Genomic DNA, 19968 nt, shown 5'->3' with positions numbered 1-19968 from the left:
AGAGGAGCGCTGACATGCGCGCTGTTGTGACAAGAGTAGCTTCCGCCGCCGTGGCCATCGAGGGCCGGACGGTGGGTGCCATTGACCGGGGCTTTTTGGTCCTGCTGGGGGTGGGGCCGGAGGACACCCAGGCCGTGTGCGACAAGCTGGCCGAAAAGGTCTGCAACCTGCGGGTGTTCGAGGACGAAAACGGCAAGATGAACCGGGACCTGTCTCAGGTGGGCGGGGCGCTGCTGGTGGTGTCCCAGTTCACCCTGTATGCCGACACCTCCTCCCGCCGCCCCGGCTTTTCCAAGGCGGCCAAGCCCGACCTGGCCATCCCCCTGTACGAGCGCTTTCTGGACCAGTGCCGGGCCAGGGGCTTTGCCGTGGAGCACGGCCAGTTCGGTGCGGACATGCAGGTGTCGTCGGTGAACGACGGGCCGGTGACCATTTTGTTTGATTTATAAACAGGGGTGACGAAAGGGCCCACAGCCCTTCGGCGTTCCCCTCATCCGCCCCTTCGGGGCACCTTCCCCCAGGGGAAGGCTTTCATACTCATTCAAGAGGAGGGTTTCCCATGGAAGTAAAGGTGCTTCAGGTGGGTCCCATCGGGACCAACTGCTATATTCTGGAGGACGAGAAGGCCCGTGCGGCCGCCATCATCGACCCCGGTGACGAGGCCGGGCGCATCCTTCAGGTGATCGAGGACGACGGCGTGGATGTGAAGTATATTCTGCTGACCCACGGCCACTATGACCACACCACCGCCGTGCCCCAGCTGCACAAGGCCCTGCCCCAGGCGGAGATCTATATCCACAGGGCCGATGCCAACGGGGCGGGCAGCCAGCTGTTCCCCCTGGCCGGGCAGATCCCCGGCCTGAAATTCTATGACGAGGGGGACACCCTTGCCCTGGGGGATATGACCATCCAGGTGCTCCACACCCCCGGCCACTCCAAGGGCTCCGTCACCTTGAAGGTGGGGGACGTGCTCTTCTGCGGGGACACCCTGTTCGCCGGCTCCTGCGGCCGCACCGACCTGGCGGGGGGCAGCTATGCGGAGATCATGACCTCCCTGAAAAAGCTGGGGCAGCTGCCCGGGGACTACCACGTCTGCCCCGGCCACGACGTGACCTCCACCCTGGAGCGGGAGCGGCGGAGCAACCCCTTCCTGCGGGAAGCGATGATGCACTGACGGGGACAGCCCTCTCAGTCACGGCTAACGCCGTGCCAGCTCCCCCATAGGGGGAGCCAAGCTCTTTGCCCTGTCATTGCGAGGAGCGCAGTAGGGGCGGATGTCCTCATCCGCCCGGACGATGCCTGTTTTGACGGTCACGGGCCGCTGGGGACAGCCCTCTCAGTCACGGCTAACGCCGTGCCAGCTCCCCCATAGGGGGAGCCAAGCTCTTTGCCCTGTCATTGCGAGGAGCGCAGTAGGGGCGGATGTCCTCATCCGCCCGGACGATGCCTGTTTTGACGGTCACGGGCCGCTGGGGACAGCCCTCTCAGTCACGGCTAACGCCGTGCCAGCTCCCCCATAGGGGGAGCCAAGCTCTTTGCCCCGTCATTGCGAGGAGCGCAGTAGGGGCGGATGTCCTCATCCGCCCGGACGATGCCTGTTTTGACGGTCACGGGCCGCTGGGGACAGCCCTCTCAGTCACGGCTAACGCCGTGCCAGCTCCCCCATAGGGGGAGCCAAGTTCTTTGCCCCGTCATTGCGAGGAGCGCAGCGACGTGGCAATCCGTCTCCCCTGCCTCCCCCCTTGGGGGAGGTGCCCAGTGCGCACACTGGGCGGAGAGGGCCTGCTGCGAATCACAAAGAAGGTGACCCATTGAAGCTATATTTGCAGCCGGGAACCGTAAACTGGAGCCCGGAGCGCTATCACTATGCCGCCGAGCAGATGATGCTCACCCTGTTTCCCGGGGAGCGGCCGGAATATCCCGAGGATAACGGGCATAGTCTGGATCGGGACAACGCCGCCGTCTTTTCCCTGGCAGTGGAGGGAGAGACCGCCCGCCTTGCAGCGGAGGTCTTTCGTGGCGAACAGTCCGCCCGGGGGGAGAGCGATTTCCCCGCCGATGCCCTGGACCAAAGCCCGGAGAAGGTCTATCATGTGGTGCAGCACGCCCTGAAAATGGCCTTTTACCAGGCCGGGTGCGCCCTGCTGGGCCAGGAACCACCCTGGGGGGCTCTCACCGGGGTGCGCCCGGTGAAGCTGCCCACCCGGGCCATGCTCGCCGGGGCTACAGAGACGGAGGCCATCGCCCAGCTGGAGAGGGAATATCGGGTCTCCCCCGTCCGGGCCGCCCTGGCCGCCGACTGCGCCCGGGCCACCCTGGCCGCCCAAAGGCAGCTGGGAGAAAAGCAGGTCTCCGTCTATGTGGGCATCCCCTTCTGCCCCACCCGCTGCGCCTATTGCTCCTTCGTCTCCGCTGACGTGGGCCGGACGCTGAAGCTGGTGGAGCCCTATCTCCAGCTTTTGCTGGAAGAAGTAGATGCTACTGGCAGAGCGCTGAACGCAGCGGGGCTGACGGTGCGCTCCTTCTACATGGGGGGCGGCACCCCCACCACCCTGTCCGCTGACCAGCTGGACCGGCTGCTGGCCCGGTGCGAGCAGTCCCTGCCCCTGCAGAGCTGCATCGAGTACACCGTGGAGGCCGGCCGCCCGGACACCATCACCCGGGAAAAGCTGGAGGTGTTGGCCCGCCACAGCATCGGCCGCATCTCCATCAACCCCCAGACCCTGGAGGACCAGGTGCTCCAGGCCATTGGCCGCCGCCACCGGGCGGGGGATATTCAAACGGCCTTTGCCCTGGCCCGTGACGTTGGGTTTGCCTGTGTGAACATGGACCTGATCGCCGGACTGCCCCGGGACAGCTTTGAGGGGTTTCAGCGCAGCCTGGAGGGGGTGCTGGCCATGGGACCGGAGAATGTCACCGTCCACACCCTGGCCCTGAAAAAGGGCTCCACCCTGATGGAGCGCCGGGACGTGATCCCCGGCGGGGACCAGGTGGCCCGGATGCTGGACTTCTCTCTGGACGCTCTGCGGGGGGCGGGCTATGCCCCCTATTACCTGTACCGGCAGAAATATATGTCCGGCTCGCTGGAAAATGTGGGCTGGGCCAGGCCGGGGACCGAGAGCCTTTATAACATCGTGATGATGGAGGAGCTGCAGACGGTGGTGTCCATCGGCGGCGGCGGCGTGACCAAGCTGGTGGACCCGGCGGCGGGGCGCATCCTCCGTCTGCCCAACCCCAAGTATCCCCACGACTATCTGGCCGCCCGGGACAAGATTTTGGCCCAGAAAGACGAGATCGTCTCGTTCTATGGCGGCTGACCCCGGCAGGACCTGCCTGAAAAAGGAGTTTTTCACCATGGCATATCAGTTACAGGAGATCAACCGGAGCATCCGCACCGACGTGGCGGAATTTTTGGCCGAGTGCGACCAGTCCTATGCCCAGCGGGTATCCCTGGCGGCGGACCGCATTCTGGGCAATCTGGACAAGAGCCCCATCGTGCTGCTGTCCGGCCCCTCCGGCTCGGGCAAGACCACCACGGCCATGAAGATCGCCGAGGAGCTCCGCCGCCGGGGGGTGAACTCCCATGCGGTGGCCATGGACAACTATTTCAAGGACGTGGACCCCAAAACCGCCCCCCGCACCCCGGAGGGGGAGCTGGACTACGAGTCCCCCCTGTGCCTGGACATGGACCTGCTGGACCGGCACTTTGCCGCCCTGTCCCGGCGGGAGCCCGTCTTGATCCCCCGGTTTGAGTTTGCCCGTCAGATGCGCAACGACAGCCTGGGCACCCCCCTGAAGCTGGAGAAAAACGAGATCGTCATCTTCGAGGGCATCCACGCCCTGAACGACGACATCGCCGGGCGGCACCCAGAGACCGCCAAGCTGTATATCTCCGCCCGGTCCAACGTGAACGAGGGCTCCGCCCTGCGCTTTAAGGGCACCTGGATGCGCCTGGTCCGCCGGGCGGTGCGGGACTACAGCTTCCGGGGCACCGGAGTGGCCGACACCATGGCCCGGTGGGCCAACGTGCGCCGGGGGGAGAAGCTGTACATCTCCCCCTATAAAAACCGGGCGGACATCGTGTTCGACTCCTCCCTGCCCTACGAGGTGTCCGTGATGGCCAACTACGCCGCTCCCCTGCTGCGCTCGGTGCCCCAAGACAACCCCCGCCACGACGAGCTGCTGGAGCTGATCGATGCCTTCCACTGGTTCGAGCCCATCGACCCCAAGCTGGTCGCCCCCGACTCCCTGCTGCGGGAGTTCATCGGCGGGGGGAGTTATCAGTATCATTGAATCAAAATTTGCCTTCCCCCCTGCGTGGGGAAGGCTCGTATTCTACTTTGGAGAGATGCCCTATGACCGATTCGGTTATTTTTGACCCCCGGGACTTGAATTTCAAAAACCCATATGGCGCAGTCCCCTCGGGGACTGTGGTGTCCTTTACCCTCCGCCCGCCCCGGGCGGGGGGCTTTTCCCGGGGACGGCTCACCGCCCGGTTCGAGAGCCGGAACAACGAGGAGCAGACCGTCCCCCTCCCCTGGGTGGACAGCCGGCTGGGGGTGGACCAGTTCCGGGGGACGCTGGACGTGGGCACCTATGTGGGCCTGATCTGGTACTCCTTTGTGCTGGAGGGGCTGGACGGCCGCCGGGCGGAGCTGGGGCCCTATCAGCTCACCGTCTATCAGGGGGAGGAGGCCGTCCCCACCTGGTTCGGCGAGGGGATGACCTATCAGATCTTCCCGGACCGCTTCTGCCGCAGCCGCATCCCCGACCCCGCCGGTCTGGTGGGCGGACGCACCGTCCATCAGGATTGGGCGGACGAGCCGGTCTACCGCCCGGACGAGCACGGGGAGATCCGCAACCGGGACTTCTTCGGCGGGGACTTTCGGGGGGTCATCAGCAAGCTGGACCATCTGAAGGACCTGGGGGTGGAGACCCTGTACTTCAACCCCATTTTCGAGGCGGCGGAGAACCACCGCTACGGCACGGCGGACTACGACCGCATCGACCCCATGCTGGGCTGCAACCAGGACTTCTCCCGCCTGTGTGACGAGGCCCACAGGCGGGGAATGCGGGTGATGCTGGACGGGGTGTTCAACCACACGGGCTATGTCAGCCGGTATTTCAACGGCGACGGCTTCTATCCCGATGTGGGAGCCTGCCAGAGCTGGGACTCCCCCTATCGCAGCTGGTTCCAGTTCATCCACTGGCCCGACCGGTATGAGAGCTGGTGGGGCATCTATTCCCTGCCCGCCGTGAACGAGTCCGACCCCGGCTATCGCCGGTTCATCTTCGGGGACGAGGACAGCGTGGTCCGCCGGTGGCTGCGGGCGGGGGCGGACGGCTGGCGGCTGGACGTGGCCGACGAGCTGCCCGACGACTTTGTGGCCGGCATCCACGCCGCCGCCCGGGCGGAAAAGCCCTCGGCGGTGGTCATCGGCGAGGTGTGGGAGGACGGCTCCACCAAGGTCGCCTATGGCGTGCGGCGCAAGCACATCCTGGGCGGCCACTGCGACGGGCTGATGAACTATCCCCTGCGCAGCGCCATTTTGAGCTATTTCTCCGGGGGCAGGGCGGAGGACTTTGTCCAGAGCATGGAGACCATCCGGGAGAACTATCCCCCCTTCGCCTTCTACTCCGCCATGAACTCCCTGGGCACCCACGACACCCCCCGCATCCTCACCCTGCTGGGGGCGGGAGGCGAGCGGCGGGACCAGTCCCGGGACTGGCGGGCCTCCTTCCGGCTGGAGGGGGATGCCCTGCGCATGGCCAAGGAGCGCCTGCGCTCGGCGGCGCTGCTGCTGTTCTGCTTCCCCGGCTCCCCCACGGTGTACTATGGGGACGAGGCGGGCATGGAGGGCTTTGAGGACCCCTTCAACCGCCGCCCCTACCCCTGGGGGCGGGAGGACGGGGAGCTGCTGGGATGGTTCAAGCAGCTGGGTGCCCTGCGCAAGGACCACCCCGCCCTGCGCCGGGGCACCATCCGCTATGTGGCGGCGGAGGGCCCCCTGCTGGCCTTTGCCCGGGCGGACGACGGGGAGGAGCTCCTGTGCGTCTGCAATGCGGGGGACGCCCCCGTCACCCTGCCCCTGCCGGGAAAAACGGCCAGTCCTTTGGCCGGCACACCCGCCCTCTCCCCCCTGGAGGAGGACGCGGGGGTCCAGATCACCCTGCCCCCCCGCAGCGGGGCGGTTCTTTTGATGAAATAATGCAAAAATCCCGGAAGAGCAGTTGAAGCTCTTCCGGGATTTGGAGACTGTCAAAAAAGCCTGTCATTGCGAGGAGGCCCAACGGGCCGACGTGGCAATCCGTTTCAAAAAGCCATGGTTATCAGCATATTTTCGGTTTTTGAGTTACGGATTCCCACGTCGCTGCGCTCCTCGGAATGACAGAAAAGGGTTTATCGACACGCTGAAAATCCCGGAAGAGCACTGCTCTTCCGGGATTTGGTTTCTCTAAGGGGAGCTCTTACTTGATGGGCTCGCCGGCCTCTTTCTTTGCCTTGATCTCTTTCAGGGCATCCTTGTAGGACAGGTTGACACGGCCCTTGTCATCGATGTCGGTGACCTTGACCCAGATCATGTCGCCGATGTTCACCACGTCCTCCACCTTCTCCACCCGGCGGTCAGCCAGCTTGGAGATGTGGACCATGCCGTCCTTGCCGGGGGCCAGCTCCACAAAGGCGCCGAACTGAAGGATGCGGACCACCTTGCCGTAGTACAGGCCGCCCACCTCGGGGACGAAGACGATGGTCTCGATCATCTTCTTGGCGGTGTCGCAGCTGGCGGCATCGGGGGAGGCGATGTGGATGGTGCCGTCGTCCTCGATGTCGATCTGGGCGCCGGACTCGGCGGTGATCTTCTGGATGACGGAGCCGCCCTTGCCGATGACCTCACGGATGCGGTCGGGCTCGATCTTCATGGTGATCATCTTGGGGGCGAAGCGGCTGACCTCGGCCCGGGGGGCGGAGATGCAGGGCAGCATGACCTCGTCCAGGATGGCGAAGCGGGCATCCCGGGTGATCTCCAGGGCCTCCTTGATGATCTCGTGGGTCAGACCGTCGTTCTTCAGGTCCATCTGGATGGCGGTGATGCCGGACTTGGTGCCGGCCACCTTAAAGTCCATCTCGCCGTGGAAGTCCTCCACGCCCTGGATGTCGATGAAGGTCTGGAAGGAGCCGTCGTCGTCCTGGATCAGGCCGCAGGAGATGCCGGCCACGGGGGCCTTGATGGGCACGCCGGCGTCCATCAGAGCCAGGGTGGAGCCGCAGATGGAGCCCTGAGAGGTGGAACCGTTGGAGGACAGCACCTCGCTGACCACGCGGATGGCGTAGGGGAACTCGTCCACGCTGGGCAGCACGGGCACCAGAGCCCGCTCGGCCAGAGCGCCGTGGCCGTACTCACGGCGGTTGGTGGAACGGGGGGCCTTGGCCTCGCCCACGGAGTAGGGGGGGAAGTTGTAGTGGTGCATATAGCGCTTCTCTTCCTCTTCCCAGATGGTGTCCAGCTTCTGGCAGGCGGACAGGGTGTTCAGGGTAGCCACGGACAGGACCTGGGTCTGGCCGCGGGTGAACAGGCCGGAGCCGTGGACCCGGGGCAGCACGCCAACCTCGGCGGCCAGAGGACGGATCTCGTTCTTGGCACGGCCGTCTACCCGGTGACCCTCCAGCAGCCAGGCCTTGACGATCTTCTTCTGGAACTTATAGGTGAACTCCTCCAGGTACTGATCCATATCGGGATACTCCTCCAGATACTTCTCGTGCCAGTGGTCGATCATGGCGTTCCAGCGCTCCTCGCGCACGTTCTTGTCGTCGGTGTCCATGGCGGCCTTGGCCTCGTCCATGAACTCGGTGGTGATCTTGTCGAACAGCTCCTGATTGAACTGGGCGTGCTCGTACTCCATCTTGGGCTTGCCGATCTCGGCGACGATCTGGTCGATGAGGTCGATCTGCTTGCGGATCTCCTCGTGGGCCTTCACGATGCCGGCGTACATGATCTCGTCGGGGATCTCGTCAGCACCGGCCTCGATCATGACCACCTTCTCCCGGGTAGCGGCCACGGTGACATCCATGCGGGAGGTCTTGCGCTGCTCCTGGTTGGGGTTGAGCACGATCTGGCCGTCCACATAGCCCACCTCCAGGCAGCCGATGGGGCCGGCGAAGGGGATCTCGGAATAGCTGACGCAGGCGGAAGCGCCGATCATGGCGGCCACCTCGGGGGAGCAGTCGTGATCCACGCTCATCACGGTGCAGGTGATGCACACGTCGTTGCGGAAGTCATAGGGGAACAGGGGGCGCATGGGCCGGTCGATCAGGCGGCTGGCCAGCACGGCGGGCAGAGAGGGGCGGCCCTCACGGCGCATGAAGGAGCCGGGGATGCGGCCCACGGCGTACAGCTTCTCCTCGAAGTCCACGGACAGGGGGAAGAAGTCCACGCCGTCACGGGGACGGGGGGCCACGGTGACGGCCACCATCACGGTGGTCTCGCCATAGGTGACCATGGCGGCGGCGTTGGCCAGCTCGGCCACCTTGCCCACCTCGATGGTCAGGGGACGGCCGCACAGGTCCATGGTCCACTTCTTGTTCTTGGGGAACTGCTTGTGCTTGATAATAGTCGACATAAAAACACTCCTTTTCCGGTGGTCCACCGGAGCGCGCCGACCCTTTAGCACTTGGAGCCGGGCCGCAGGGCGGGCTGCGGTCCAGGTCCAACTGCTAAAAAAGCGGGTCGCTCCGGCGGTGGTAAAATGGCGCAGGATGTGAACATAGGGCAGCACGATAGGCGCGCTGCCCTATGAGACACAAAACTTACTTACGGATGCCCAGCTTGGCGATGATGGCACGGTAACGCTCGATATCCTTGTCCATCAGATAATCCAGCAGCTTGCGGCGCTTACCGATCATCTTGTACAGACCGCGGCGGCTGTGGTTGTCGTGGATGTGCACCTTCAGGTGCTCGGTCAGCTCGGCAATGCGGGCGGACAGGATGGCGATCTGGACCTCGGGGGAGCCAGTGTCGTTCTCGTGGGTGCGGTTGGCCAGGATAACGGCCGTCTTTTCGTCCTTACGGATCATGGGAAATTTCCACCTTTCATGTTTGTTTGCCCGATCTTCCGCGTAGCAGGTGGGTGAAGCCCCGGACTGTTGCCCGGGCCGTGTCCCGCAACGAGGAGAGTGGGCATGAAAACGCAATTATCATGCTGGGCTACTATATCATAATTCTGCCCGGCTGTAAAGGGAAAAAACACAATTTCGTGGAAATTCCGGGGGATGGGTGAAAAACGGATTGCCGCGTCGGGCGATGCCCTCCTCGCAATGACAGCAGATTGGTTCCCGCGCCGGATCGACGGTGCAGAAGCCTTTGGTATCTCTCGTTGCGAGGAGCGAAGCGACGCGGCAATCCGTATTAAGTTTTGCTGCACAGGATACCCTTTTCCGAAAGGTATTTTTCAGTATGCCAGAAAAAACAGCCCCTGCATATCTGCACACTAGTGAAACAGAGTGTGAAAATAAAAGGAAGAATTGTGAAAGTTATACGGAAGGGCGGGGGCAGCGCCGGGCGCACTTGCCCCGGCGGGACAGACGTGGTAAAATAGCAGCAGCATGGGGGACTTTGCCCCTTGAGACTCCGAAAGAGGATACGATGCGTATGAACACTTACTTTGCCGGACAATTTGACGTGGCCGTGGTGGGCGCAGGACATGCGGGCATCGAGGCCGCCCTGGCCTGCGCCCGCATGGGACTGCGTACCCTGTGCTTCACCGTGAACCTGGACGCAGTGGGCAATATGCCCTGCAACCCCGCCATCGGCGGCACGGGGAAGGGCCATCTGGTGCGGGAGCTGGATGCCCTGGGGGGCGAGATGGGCCGGGCGGCAGACAAGGCCTGCATCCAATACCGGCTGCTGAACCGGGGCAAGGGCCCCGCCGTGTGGTCCCTGCGGGCCCAGGCCGACCGCCGGGCCTATCAGCAGGTGATGAAGCACACCCTGGAGCTGCAGGAGAACCTGTGGGTGAAACAGGCGGAGGTGGTGGATCTCCGCACCGACGGGCAGGGTGCGGTGTCCGCCGTGGTCACCCACACCGGGGCGGAGTATACCGTGCGGGCCGCCGTGATCGCCACGGGGACCTATCTGGGGGGGCGGACCATCGTGGGGGACGTGGTGCGGGACTCCGGCCCTGACGGGCTGGCCGCCGCCCTGCCCCTCACCCGGCGGCTGGTGGAGCTGGGACTGTCCATCCGCCGCTTTAAAACGGGCACGCCCCCCCGGGTGAACGCCCGCAGCGTGGACTTTTCCAAAATGGAGCTGCAGCCCGGGGAGGACGAGGGGCTGGCCTTCTCCTTTCAGACCCGGACCCCGCCGGAGAACCGGGCGGTGTGCTGGCTCACCTATACCAATGCCGACACCCACCGGATCATCCGGGAGAACCTGGCCCGCTCCCCCCTGTACGACGGTACCATCGAGGGGGTGGGCCCCCGGTACTGCCCGTCCATCGAGACCAAGATCGTCCGCTTCCCGGATAAAGAGCGCCACCAGCTGTTTATCGAGCCCATGGGCTTGAACACCGAGGAGCTGTATATCCAGGGCTTCTCCTCCTCCATGCCCGAGCAGGTGCAGGTGGAGATGCTCCACACCGTCCCGGGGCTGGAGCATGCGGAGATGACCCGCTGCGCCTATGCCATCGAGTATGACTGCGTGGACCCCACCCAGCTGCAGCCCACGCTGGAGAGCAAGGTGGTCCCCGGCCTGTACGGAGCGGGGCAGTTCAACGGCTCCTCCGGCTATGAGGAGGCGGCGGTGCAGGGCTTTGTGGCCGGGGTGAATGCGGCCTTAAAGCTGCTGGGCCGGCCCCCCATGATCCTGCGCCGGGATCAGGGCTACATCGGCGTGCTGGTGGACGACCTGGTGACCAAGGGCACCAACGAGCCCTACCGCATGATGACCTCCCGCACGGAGTACCGCCTGCTCCACCGCCAGGACAACGCCGACCGCCGCCTGACCCCCATCGGCTATGAGCTGGGTCTGGTGTCCAAGGAGCAGTATGAAAAGACGCTGGCCAAATATCAGGCCGCCGACCGGGAGGTGCGCCGGTTGGAGCACACCGGCGTGGCCCCCTCCCCCGCGCTGGATGCCCTGCTGGAGGGCTGCGGGGAGACCGAGGTAAAGAACGGGGCCCGGCTGGCCGACCTCATCCGCCGCCCCCGGCTGAGCTATGCCGCCCTGGCCCCCTTTGACCCGGACCGTCCCGCCCTGGACCCCGCCGTGGCGAGGGAGGCGGAGATCACCATCAAATATGCCGGGTATATTGACCGCCAGCTGCGCCAGGTGGAGGAGATGCGCCGCCTGGAGGACCGGGTCCTGCCCCGGGACATGGACTATCTGTCCATCCACGGCCTGCGCATGGAGGCCCGGCAGAAGCTGCAGGACATCCGCCCCCGCAATCTGGGCCAGGCCAGCCGGGTGTCCGGCGTGTCCCCGGCGGACGTGGCCGTGCTGATGATCTATCTCAAGCAGGCAGAGAATGCCACCCACTAAAGAGGAGGAGAGACGGACATGATGGGACTGACACAGGTGAAGGGAAACACCTGGGTGGTGGAGGCCATGGGCCTGATCCCCTTTTACAAGCTGGACGAGCGCCATGTGATCCTGCTGGACACCGGCCTGAAAAGCGAGGGGGAGGCCCTGGAGCAGACGCTGCTGAAAAACGACTTAGAGCCCGTGGGCATCCTGTGCTCCCACGCCCATGTGGACCACTGCGGAAACAACCGGTATTTTCAGGAGAAGTATCACATCCCCGTGGCCCTCACTGCCGGCGAGGCGGGCATGTGCCGCTCGGTCACCACGCTGAAGTGCTATTTTCTCAACCTGTCCCCCCAGACGGTGGAGCGGGAGGCGGGCGTGATGATCCACACCCCGGACGTGCTCATCCCGGAGACGGAGGGCAGCTTCCACTTTGCCGGGGCGGATTTTCGCATCATCCCCACCCCGGGCCATTCCCCCGGCCACATCTCCACCGTCACGCCGGACAATGTGTGCTACACCGGGGATGCCATGCTCAGCCGGGAATTTATGGGCTCTAAGCTGCCCTATAACTTAAACCACGCCGAGGCCAACCAGAGCCGGGAGCGGCTGCGGCCCCTGAAGTGTGACAAGTATATCATCGCCCACCGGGATATCTGCTCCCGGGAGGAGTTTCTGCCCCTCATCGACGACAACCTGGCCCTGATCCAGCAGCGGGCGGGGGAGATCTTAGAGATGATCACCCGGCCCATGGCCATGTGCGAGATCACCCACGCCGTGTGCGCCCACTATCAGCTCTACACCAAAAAGCCCACCCGGGCCCTGCGGTTCGAGCGGAACATCCGCCTGTTTCTGGAGTTTCTGCAGGACGAGGGGCTGCTGGACGTGATGTCCAGCCGGGGCATCAGCCGGTTTTACCGGCCTTGACCCCACAAAAACAGCCCCGGGAGCGGAATTTTCCTGGATAAGGGCTTGCGCCGGGGAAAAAACTGTGGTATGCTTTAAACTGCGTCCAGATGTCTGGACGGGCTTTGCAATAACCGGCCCACAGGGCTTTGAAAGGAACGATGAAAGCAATGAATCTGGTAATCACGGTGATTCAGGTACTGTGTTCTCTGGTCCTGGTGGCCATCGTCATGCTCCAGTCCGGCAAGAGCGCCGGTCTGTCCGGCGCCATCTCCGGCATGGCAGATACCTTCCTGTCCAAGAACAAGGCCAAGACCATGGACGCCAAGCTGGCCAAGGCTACCAAGTGGGTGGCCATCCTGTGGGTGATCCTCACCCTGGCCCTGTGTGTCATTCAGTAATATGCGCCAAAATGCCCCGTCCGGCCGGACGGGGCATTTTCCTGTCCAAAAACAGAGAAAACAGAAAAACTTTCCACAATTCCCGGGAGAATTGTGGAAAGTTTTTTAATGCAGCTTTTCCAATCTGCCGATCAGCAGCTGGGCGCACGCTCCGGTGAACAGGCCGGTGATGACCCCGGACAGGGCCAGATAGGGCAGATAGGCCAGCACGGCCCAGGTCTCCATGATGGCGGCGGCCACCAGCAGCTGGCCCAGGTTGTGAAACAGGGCGGCCACGGGACTGCACAGCCACAGGTGTTCCCTGTGGAAAACCGGGCGGAGCAGGCACATGACAAGCCAGGCCAGCAGTCCGCCCCCCAGGGAATAGAACAGGGTCATCATCTGGCCGGAGAACACCGCCCCCAGAAACACCCGGCTGAGGAGGATGAGCAGGGCATCCCCCGGCCCCAGGGCAAAGACGGCGTACACCGTGACGATGTTGGCCAGGCCCAGCTTCACCCCCTGGATGGGCACCAGCACGGGCAGCTGGGCCTCCACCATAAAGATGGTCAGGGCGATGGCGGTGAGCAGGGCCAGCCGGGTCAGGCGGGCCGTGCCGCTTTGCTGTTTGTCATCCCGCTGCGGCATCAAGGGCATCCCCTCCCCCCTGGATCTGAATGATGAGCCGGTTGGGCAGGCAGACGATGGGCTGGCTGCCGTCGGAGATATAGCCCTGGTGGACGCAGATCTGGTCGGGGCAGTCGGCCTTCTCCACCCGGATGCGCCCCGGTTCCACCAGGACCGTGTTGGTCAGGCCGTCCTTCCCCGTGACGGTGAAGGAGTAGGGCTCCTGCACCTGCGTCAGGTCGATCTCGTCTAAAACCTCCCCATCCAGGGTGATCACAGCCACCGGGTGGTCCGTCCGGCCGGGGGCCAGGAGCAGCCAGGCGACAGACCCGGCGCAGACCAGGATCAGGGCCGCCAGAGTGAGCTTGACAGGCCGCTTCATGACAGCACGGTCACCTCCCGGCTCTGGCCGTCGGCCAGGGTGAACGCATCCGCCAGGCCTGGGGTGAGGTAGACGGAGCCGTCGTCAGTGATGAAGATGCAGTCAAAGCTCACGTCTTTGTGGTCCCGCCAGGTCTGCCAGAACTGAACGCCCCGGTCCAGGCCCATGACGAACAGGGCGGTGGACAGGCCGTCGCACAAAAGGCCGCTGTCCGCCACCACGGTGACGGAGGCCAGACCGGACCGGGCGGGGGCGGCGGTTTTGGGGTCCAGGATATGCCAGTAGATCTCATCATCCTGGACAAAGCAGCGCTGATAGCCCCCGGAGGTGCTCATGGCCCGGTCGGTGAGCTCCAGCACCCCCAGATAGCTGCCCTGCTCCGTCTGGATGGCGGGGGCCTGGGAGGCATCGCCGGTCCGGGCAGCCTGCTGCGTCAGCTCGGCCAGAGCGGTGCCCTCCCCCAGGGGGTCCTGGATGCCGATGCGCCAGGCCGAGCCGTCCGGCTTGGCCCCCACGGTCTGGATGGTGCTCTGGCCCAGATTCAACAGGGCCCCGTCCACCCCCTCGGTCTCCCGCACCAGCCGGGCAAGCTGGTCCCCCGCCCAGCCCTTGGCCACTGCGCCTAAGTCCAGCTCCATGCCGTCGGGCAGGCTGGCCTGACCGGAGTCCCGGTCCAGCTTCACCCGGGTATAGTCGATCTTGGCCGCCAGCGCATCCAGTTCGGCCTGAGCCGGCACCCGATAGTCGTTGTTTCCGGGAAAGCCCCAGGCCTCCACGGCGGAGTAGGCGGTGACATCCAGCGCCCCGTCCGTCAGGGCGCACAAGTCCAGGGCACGGCCCAGCAGCTGGGCCGTATCCTCCCCCAGGGGGACGGGCCGGCCCTCCGCGTGGTTCAGGGCATAGACGTCGCTGTCGGCTGATCCGGTGGCGGACAGGTGCCGGTTCCAATCATAGAGCATGTCCTCCCCATCCCGCAGCACGGCCTGACAGGCGGCCTTGTCCGTGCCATAGACGGTGAGGGTCATCACCGTGTCCATGGTCAGCACCTGGGCGGACTCCTGTACCGTCTGCCTGCCGCAGCCGGGCAGGGTCAGCAGCAGGGCCGTCAGAACGGCCAGAGCCGCAAAACGGCGGGGGCGGCTCACAGCACCTCCTGATACATGGCGGCGGCATCGTTCTTGCCCACGTTGTCCGCCACCACCAGCACCTCTACCCTCACGGTGCGCTCGCCGAAGCGCAGCTCCAGCACGTCGCCCACCTTCACGTCATAGCTGGCCTTCACCGGTCGGCCGTTGGCCGTCACCCGGGCGTTGTCGCAGGCCTCGTTGGCCACCGTGCGGCGCTTGATGAGCCGGGAGACCTTTAACCATTTGTCCAGTCGCATGTTCGTTGCTCCTTTCTGTTGTGCATATCAAAGCCTTCCCCCCACAGGGGGGAAGGTGGCATGGCGTAGCCATGACGGATGAGGGGGACCACGGGGGTGCATACGCCAACGACGGGCGGACACGGAGGTCCGCCCCTACAAGAGCCATCGTAACATGCCGTAGGGGCGGACCTCTGTGTCCGCCCACGATGACCACCGCATTGACGATACCCACCCCCATCCGCCCCCTGCGGGGGCACCTTCCCTATCCCTTTTGTCCCTTCGGGACATTTCCCCTTGACAAGGGGAATCGGCCCCCTGGGAGGGGGAAGGCTTGGGGTACGGATTGCCGCGTCGCTGCGCTCCTCGCAATGACAGGCCCTCGACCCTTGTCATTGCGAGGAAGGGCGCAGCCCTGACGTGGCAATCCGTCTCCCCCGTCCCAAAATACAAAAACGGGAACGCGCTCTCTGCGTCCCCGTTTTGTGTTTTTTGATTACTTTACGGCATCCTTCAGGGCCTTGCCGGCCTTGAACACGGGGGTCTTGGAGGCGGGGATGTGGATCTCCTCCTTGGTCTTGGGGTTGCGGCCCAGGCGCTCGGCACGGACCTTCACCTCGAAAGAGCCAAAGCCCACCAGCTGGACCTTCTCCTCCTGGCTCAGCGCACCGGTGATGGCATCCACCATGGCGGTGATAGCGGCCTCAGCGTCCTTCTTGGAAAGCTCCGCCTTCTCGGCGACAGCGGCAATGAGTTCAGTCTTATTCATAGTCGTTTTCCTCCTGTGCATGTGAGACAGCGCCGGGGCGCATGTCGTGAATATACTTATCATCCGCCCGAAGGGAGAATTCTAAGTGTCGTAAGTTTCAGCCCTGGGGCTGTTCCTGGCGCTCACGGGCCTTGGCCTGCCGCCACAGGGCCTCCAGAGCGGGCACATCCAGCTGATCCAGGGGCTTGTCCGCCAGCTGCTCCACGGTGCGGAAGCGGCGGATGAATTTTTCGCAGGCGGCATGGAGGGCCAGCTCGTTGTCCAGGCCCAAAAAGCGCCCGGCCTTGGCGGTGACGAAGAGCAGGTCGCCCAGCTCCTCCTCGATGTTGCTGTGCTCGTCCACCGCCTGGCGCAGCTCCTGGGCCTCCTCGGTTATTTTGTCCAGCATGGGGCCGATGCAGTCCCAGTCAAAGCCCGCCTTCCGGGCCTTTTCCTGGATCTTTTCCGCCCGCATCAGGGCGGGCAGGGAGCGGGCCACAGCGTTTAAAGCGTCAGCGGTGGTGCGCTGGTCCTTCTCCTGCCGCTTTTGGCGCTCCCAGGCGTTCAGGGCCCCGTCGGCATCCGCCGCCTGGCCGTCCCCAAAGACATAGGGGTGGCGGAAGACCAGCTTCTGGGCCACGCCGTTTACCACGTCGTCAAAGTCGAACCAGCCGGCCTCCTGGGCCATTCTGGCGTGAAAGACCACCTGAAGCAGTACGTCGCCAAGCTCCTCCTTCAGGTGGACAGGGTCGTTTTCGTCAATGGCCTCGGCGGCCTCATAGGCCTCCTCCAGCATGTTCCGGCGGATGGACTGGTGGGTCTGGGCCCGGTCCCAGGGGCAGCCGTCGGGACTGCGCAGCAGCTCCATGATGCGGAGCAGGTCCTGGATGTCGTAGCGGGGCTTACATTCAAAATCTACCACAGTTTCGCTTCCTTATCAAGAGATTTTTGGTTTTTTGTGGACAAACATCGGGGAACCGTGGTTTTTTGCTTCCACGGCTCCGTTTGTTTGTTACAGGCGCAGCAGTCGGGCCAGCTTATCCCCCTTGGGCATCAGGGCCAGGTCGTCCCGGGAAATGGCCCGCAGGGCGATGACCAGCACCAGATAGACCACCCCGGCCACGGCGATGGCCAGGAGGATGCCGGCGGCGTTGCCCATGCGGCTGACCGCCCGGACGGTCTGCCCCGCCTGGTCCACCTGCTCGGAGGACAGGATGCGGGAGAGCAGACCGTATACTGCCCAGGCCGCCCCGCCCATGACGGCGGAGGCGATGGCGGGCTTTGCAAAGATGGGCAGCAGCCGGGGCCGGTTGGGGATGACCCGGGTGATGACCACCAGGTCCAGCACCAGGGCCAGACCGAAGCAGAGAATGTTGCCCACGGGGGCTCCGGCGATGCCGATGGCCCCCACCAAATTATAGTTGTTCACGATCTTCACGATGCCCCCCAGCACCATGACGATGACGGGCAGGTTGATAAAGCCGTGGGCCTGGAGCACCGAGTTGCACACCAGCACCATGCACACAAAGGGGGTGGCGATGCCCAGGGTGGACAGCAGGGGGCCGGCCACCGCCACGTTCAGCTTGGGGAACAGCAGGCGGATGATGGGGGTGCCCAGCACGAACAGGCCCACCCCCATGGGGAAGGACAGCAGGGCGGTGATGCGCAGGGCCGAGCCGGTGATCCGGGCCGCCCCCCGCCGGTCCCGCCGGGCCAGAGCGGCGGACACCGCCGGAATGACGGATGCGGTGATGGCCGCCATAAGGGAGGTGGGCAGGTTATAGATGTTCAGGGCGCCGGAGTAGTTGCCGTACAGGGTGCGGCTGGCCTGCTCCGTCAGGTCCAGGGCGCTTTGCAGCTGGCCCTGCACCAGGGAGGAGTCGATCACGGTGACGATGCCCACCATGGACGAACTGAGGGTGATGGGCACGGCGATCTTCAGGATATTGGCCAGGATGCTCCCGGCGCTGTCCGGCCGGTCGGTGCCCCGGGTGTCCTCCCGGCCACGGGACAGGAGAAAGTCCAGCACCATATACGCCAGGGCCACCACGGTGCCCACGGTGACGCCAGTGATGGCACCGGCGGCGGCCACGTCCGGGTCCTTGCCCTGCTTCACCAGCCAGAAGGCCAGCCCCAGGCCCACCACCAGCTTGCACAGGGCCTCGATGATCTGGGAGACGGAGGTGGGGGCCATGTTGCTGTGGCCCTGGGAATAGCCCCGCAGGGCGGCCAGACAGCCCACGCACACCACGGCGGGGGCCAGGGCCCGGATGCCGGCGGCGGCCTTGGAGTCGTTCATCATCCCGGCCAGGGCGTCCGCCCGGAAGAACATCACCAGGAAGGAGACAAGTCCCAGGGCGAGAAACAGCACCAGCGCCAGGCGGAAGGTCCGCCGGACCTGGTTGCGCCGGTCCAGGGCGTTGGCCTCGCTGACCAGCTTGGACACGGCCACGGGCAGACCCGCCGTGGACACGGTGAGCAGCACGGCATAGATATTATAGGCGTTGTTAAAGTCGGCAGCCCCCGCCTCGCCGATGATGTTGATGAGGGGGATCTTATAGAACATGCCGATGAGCTTGACGATGAGAATGCCGGCGGCTAAGATCGCCGCGCCGCCGAAGAAGCTGTTCTGCTTCTGCGTCTGGGCCACCCGCCTGGGGGCCGGATCACGTTGGGCCATGGATATCTCTCCTTCCGCCGGAGAACCGGCGCGTTTGGCGGCTGTCAGCCGAAGATGCGGGGCAGGGCATAGCCCTCCAGCTGGGCCCGGATGTCCTCCAGGTCCAGGGTGAGGAAGGCTCCGTTTTCATATATGACCTTGCCCCGGGCCATATTCATGACCACGTCGCTGCCGTGGGCGGAAAAGACCAGATTCTCCTCTGGGTCGTGGCAGGGGGTCAGGCCGGGGTGGGTGAAGTCCACCAGAATGAGGTCGGCATCCAGCCCGGGGGCGATGCAGCCGGTGTTCCGGCCCAGGGCGCGCGCCCCGTTGATGGTGGCCATCTCCAGGGCCTGGCGGGCGGACACCGCCGTGGGGTCCCGGGAGACCCCCTTGTGGAGCAGGGCGGCCAGCTTGATCTCCTCGAACATACCGTGGCTGTTGTTGGAGGCCACCCCGTCGGTGCCCAGGGCCACGTTCACCCCGGCCCGGAGCAGCCGGGGCACCGGGGCCACGCCGGAGGCCAGCTTTAAATTGGACACGGGGTTGTGGACTGCGGTGACCCCCCGGCGGACCATGCCCTCCATGTCATCCTGGCTGACCCACACGCAGTGGGCGGCCACGCCGCCGTTTTGCCACACGCCATAGTCGTCCAGCACGGCGAAGGGGGTCTTGCCGGCGTGGCGGGCCATGCATTCCAGATGCTCTGACCGGGTCTCGGACAGGTGGACCTGCATCCCCAGCTTGTGGTCGGCGGCATAGCGGCCCAGATACTCCCACATGTTGGGGGCGGCGAAGGAGGTATACTCGGCGTGGATGGAGGCATCCACCCGGATGCGTCCGCTGTCAAAGCCGTGCCACTGCTCCCGGAAGGCGTTCAGCTCCCGGCAGGCATAGTAATTCTCCGGGTCATCCACCGGGCCGAAGCAGGTGACAGACCGGCTGATGTTGGCGCTGATGCCGCTGTCGGCCACCGCCTGGGCGATGTCCGGGCAGAAGTAATACATATCGGCCACGCAGGTCACGCCCCCGGCGATGAGCTCGGCCAGGGCCAGCAGGGTGCCCGCCCGGACGCTGGCGCTGTCCAGCTTGTCCTCGGCGGGGAAGATATAGTCGTTGAGCCAGTGCTGCAGATCGTGCCCCCCGCCATAGCCCCGCATCAGGGTCATGGGCAGGTGGGTGTGGGCGTTGATGAGACCGGGCATCATGACTTTCCCGGTGCAGTCCACCACCCGGTCAAACGCCCCCTGGGGGCGGGTATGGCCCACCTGAGAAATGGCCGTACCCTCCACCAGCACAAAGGCGTTGCGGAGCACAGGGGCGGCGGGGTCCATGGTCACGGCGGTGACGTGTTCAAAGAGAATGGACATAAAAACCTCCAAAC

18 protein-coding genes are annotated in these 19968 nt (G+C 64.7%); 8 read left to right on the top strand and 10 right to left on the bottom strand.

The window, feature by feature from the left end; genetic code table 11:
• The first annotated feature begins 14 nt into the window (after positions 1–14).
• From dtd to H8S55_RS08030, 5 genes are all read left to right on the top strand, one after another.
• Positions 15–449 carry a D-aminoacyl-tRNA deacylase gene (gene dtd / locus H8S55_RS08050; RefSeq protein ID WP_186878555.1) on the top strand — a complete coding sequence of 145 codons (435 nt, stop codon included), beginning with the start codon at positions 15–17 and terminating at the stop codon, positions 447–449.
• 110 nt (positions 450–559) lie between these two features.
• Positions 560–1174, top strand: coding sequence for an MBL fold metallo-hydrolase (locus tag H8S55_RS08045; protein ID WP_186878554.1), 615 nt, complete (start codon positions 560–562; stop codon positions 1172–1174).
• A gap of 637 nt (positions 1175–1811) precedes the next feature.
• The gene (gene hemZ, locus H8S55_RS08040; RefSeq protein ID WP_243200528.1) at positions 1812–3317 is read left to right on the top strand and encodes a coproporphyrinogen dehydrogenase HemZ; all 1506 of its coding nucleotides are present in this window, start codon (positions 1812–1814) and stop codon (positions 3315–3317) included.
• 37 nt (positions 3318–3354) lie between these two features.
• The gene (locus tag H8S55_RS08035) at positions 3355–4293 is read left to right on the top strand and encodes a uridine kinase family protein (RefSeq protein ID WP_147563607.1); all 939 of its coding nucleotides are present in this window, start codon (positions 3355–3357) and stop codon (positions 4291–4293) included.
• A 62-nt stretch (positions 4294–4355) separates the two neighbouring features.
• Entirely contained in the window at positions 4356–6209 is a 1854-nt protein-coding gene (locus H8S55_RS08030; RefSeq protein ID WP_186878553.1) for a glycoside hydrolase family 13 protein, read from the top strand.
• 259 nt (positions 6210–6468) lie between these two features.
• Here H8S55_RS08030 and H8S55_RS08025 read toward each other — a convergent pair whose 3' ends face one another.
• On the bottom strand, positions 6469–8619 hold the full coding sequence (locus H8S55_RS08025; RefSeq protein ID WP_186878552.1) for a polyribonucleotide nucleotidyltransferase: 2151 nt from the start codon (positions 8617–8619) through the stop codon (positions 6469–6471).
• Between the two features lie 187 nt (positions 8620–8806).
• On the bottom strand, positions 8807–9073 hold the full coding sequence (gene rpsO, locus H8S55_RS08020) for a 30S ribosomal protein S15 (RefSeq protein ID WP_147563604.1): 267 nt from the start codon (positions 9071–9073) through the stop codon (positions 8807–8809).
• A 574-nt stretch (positions 9074–9647) separates the two neighbouring features.
• On the opposite strand from rpsO, the gene mnmG reads away from it, so the two are divergent.
• From mnmG to secG, 3 genes are all read left to right on the top strand, one after another.
• Entirely contained in the window at positions 9648–11534 is a 1887-nt protein-coding gene (gene mnmG / locus H8S55_RS08015; RefSeq protein WP_186878551.1) for a tRNA uridine-5-carboxymethylaminomethyl(34) synthesis enzyme MnmG, read from the top strand.
• Positions 11535–11552: 18 nt separating this feature from the next.
• Positions 11553–12446: an MBL fold metallo-hydrolase gene (locus H8S55_RS08010; protein WP_147563601.1), complete on the top strand. Its 894-nt coding sequence runs from the start codon at positions 11553–11555 to the stop codon at positions 12444–12446.
• Positions 12447–12595: 149 nt separating this feature from the next.
• Positions 12596–12826, top strand: a complete 231-nt coding sequence (gene secG / locus H8S55_RS08005; RefSeq protein WP_227147136.1) for a preprotein translocase subunit SecG — start codon at positions 12596–12598, stop codon at positions 12824–12826.
• Between the two features lie 105 nt (positions 12827–12931).
• Here the strand turns inward: secG and H8S55_RS08000 are convergent, their stop codons facing one another.
• The 8 genes from H8S55_RS08000 to H8S55_RS07965 all read right to left on the bottom strand — a co-directional run bounded on the left by H8S55_RS08000 (position 12932) and on the right by H8S55_RS07965 (position 19954).
• Positions 12932–13462, bottom strand: coding sequence for a Gx transporter family protein (locus H8S55_RS08000; protein WP_243200527.1), 531 nt, complete (start codon positions 13460–13462; stop codon positions 12932–12934).
• Positions 13437–13814, bottom strand: a complete 378-nt coding sequence (locus tag H8S55_RS07995; RefSeq protein ID WP_186878550.1) for a NusG domain II-containing protein — start codon at positions 13812–13814, stop codon at positions 13437–13439. The genes H8S55_RS08000 and H8S55_RS07995 overlap by 26 nt, the downstream gene beginning before the upstream one ends.
• Positions 13811–14959, bottom strand: coding sequence for an FAD:protein FMN transferase (locus H8S55_RS07990; protein ID WP_366467640.1), 1149 nt, complete (start codon positions 14957–14959; stop codon positions 13811–13813). Before H8S55_RS07990 ends, H8S55_RS07995 begins: the two co-directional genes overlap by 4 nt.
• A complete protein-coding gene (locus tag H8S55_RS07985) occupies positions 14956–15198 on the bottom strand; it encodes an RNA-binding S4 domain-containing protein (protein WP_186878549.1) in 243 nt (80 codons plus the stop codon). The genes H8S55_RS07990 and H8S55_RS07985 overlap by 4 nt, the downstream gene beginning before the upstream one ends.
• 475 nt (positions 15199–15673) lie before the next feature.
• The gene (locus H8S55_RS07980) at positions 15674–15967 is read right to left on the bottom strand and encodes an HU family DNA-binding protein (protein WP_494545935.1); all 294 of its coding nucleotides are present in this window, start codon (positions 15965–15967) and stop codon (positions 15674–15676) included.
• Between the two features lie 76 nt (positions 15968–16043).
• Complete coding sequence (gene mazG / locus H8S55_RS07975) at positions 16044–16847, bottom strand: nucleoside triphosphate pyrophosphohydrolase (protein ID WP_186878548.1); 804 nt, start codon at positions 16845–16847, stop codon at positions 16044–16046.
• Positions 16848–16937: 90 nt separating this feature from the next.
• Entirely contained in the window at positions 16938–18605 is a 1668-nt protein-coding gene (locus tag H8S55_RS07970; RefSeq protein ID WP_207721810.1) for a putative polysaccharide biosynthesis protein, read from the bottom strand.
• A 44-nt stretch (positions 18606–18649) separates the two neighbouring features.
• Positions 18650–19954 carry an amidohydrolase family protein gene (locus H8S55_RS07965; protein ID WP_186878547.1) on the bottom strand — a complete coding sequence of 435 codons (1305 nt, stop codon included), beginning with the start codon at positions 19952–19954 and terminating at the stop codon, positions 18650–18652.
• Between the last annotated feature and the right edge of the window lie 14 nt (positions 19955–19968).

Source organism: Flintibacter faecis, assembly GCF_014287875.1.
GTDB lineage: Bacteria > Bacillota > Clostridia > Oscillospirales > Oscillospiraceae > Lawsonibacter > Lawsonibacter faecis_A.
The sequence above is the reverse complement of the archived record's forward strand: the minus strand, read 5'-3'. Positions and strand labels throughout refer to the sequence as shown.